Below are 1291 nucleotides of genomic sequence, written 5' to 3' on the forward strand. Positions count from 1 at the left end.
ACATTGATGTCACGCAAAGCGACGAAACGTTACCGGGAAAGGCTCAGGGAACCCGTTGGGCAGCCGCAGCGAACTCAAGCTTGTCGTGCCGTCGACCGTACTCATCGTGGAACGATCAGTGCAACTTGTCATGCCGGCGACCCTACACATCTTGAAACGATCGGTGCAAGATGTGTAAGCTGACGAACCATGGCGGGCCGCAAGCAATTCGACGTGGACGAGGCGCTACGACGCGCGATGCACGTCTTCTGGCGCTGGGGCTATTCGGAGGCCTCGATCGACCGCCTGACCGAGGGCACGGGCCTGGGCCGGAGCTCGCTCTACGGCACCTTCGGCGACAAGAGCACACTCTTCCGGAAAAGCCTCCAACGGTACGCGCAGACCTACCACCCGCTATACGACCAGGCACTGTCCGGCCCCCACCCGAGCCCGAGCGTCGTTGTGGCCGCCTACCTGCAGGTCACCCTGAACCGCATCGCCGACCCGACGGTCCCGGATGGCTGCCTGCTCACGGTGTCGGCAACGCAGTTCCCGGCCCTCGACGCGGAGGGCCAGGCGATGGTCCGCGCCATGATCTGCGGTTTGCGGACGATGCTGGAGCAGGCGTTGCTGGCGGCGGGGGCCGATGATCAGGAGACGGCAGAGCTGGCGTTGTGCACGCTGGCAACGAACAAATCCCTGGCGGTGCTGAGTCGCGCCGGCTTCTCGAGCGAAGACCTGGCAACCGTCGCAGCAGCCGCCGCCCGTATCCCCGGGAGACCACATCCACTACCTTAAGTAGTGCGATGGGCACCCAGGGCACCGGCAAAGTCGTTAGATGATGCCGAGTAGTGCCAGTGGTCGGGTGCTGTCGCGGGCGTGGTGGCGGTTGGCGGCGATGTTGGTGACGCCGGTGATGCGGAGTGTGCGGATGGCGGCGTTGCGCAGAGCAGCCATGACTTCAGGTCCGGTGCCGGTGCGGATCTGGGAGCGGTCTTCGTCGTAGGTGACGTCGCGGACCCAAGCGTTTCGGCTGGTCCAGGCGGCGCCTGCGGCGGCGTATCTGGGAGGCGTTCGGGACGGCCCGCCAGGGCAGGCCGGCCAATTGCTGGTGCAGGGTGGGCTGGTTGGGGTGGGACCGGAATACGAGCGAAACGTGCCACACGCCAGCGGCCAGTACGTCACAGGCACGAACCGGTGTCGTAGGCGGTGGCGAGGACGTCTGCCGACTCGAAGAGACGACAACGCGGACACTGAGCCTTTCCCGGTAACGTTTTGTCGCTTTGCGTGACATCAATGTGGTGTTGGTGTG

The 1291-nt window shown here is 64.9% G+C and carries 2 protein-coding genes; one reads left to right on the top strand and one right to left on the bottom strand.

The features are described 5' to 3' along the window. Positions 1 to 189: 189 nt before the first annotated feature. A complete protein-coding gene (locus tag G6R25_RS24025) occupies positions 190 to 777 on the top strand; it encodes a TetR/AcrR family transcriptional regulator (protein ID WP_165699250.1) in 588 nt (195 codons plus the stop codon). A gap of 36 nt (positions 778 to 813) precedes the next feature. Here G6R25_RS24025 and G6R25_RS29230 read toward each other — a convergent pair whose 3' ends face one another. Then, complete coding sequence (locus G6R25_RS29230; RefSeq protein WP_268904213.1) at positions 814 to 936, bottom strand: hypothetical protein; 123 nt, start codon at positions 934 to 936, stop codon at positions 814 to 816. Positions 937 to 1291: the final 355 nt, after the last annotated feature.

It is taken from the genome of Candidatus Frankia alpina (genome assembly GCF_902806485.1).
GTDB lineage: Bacteria > Actinomycetota > Actinomycetes > Frankiales > Frankiaceae > Frankia > Frankia alpina.

Excerpts from the sequence above, each read along its gene's own strand:
- G6R25_RS29230 (WP_268904213.1), bottom strand. The coding sequence starts at position 936 with ATGGCTGCTCTGCGCAACGCCGCCATCCGCACACTCCGCATCACCGGC.
- G6R25_RS24025 (WP_165699250.1), top strand. The coding sequence starts at position 190 with ATGGCGGGCCGCAAGCAATTCGACGTGGACGAGGCGCTACGACGCGCG.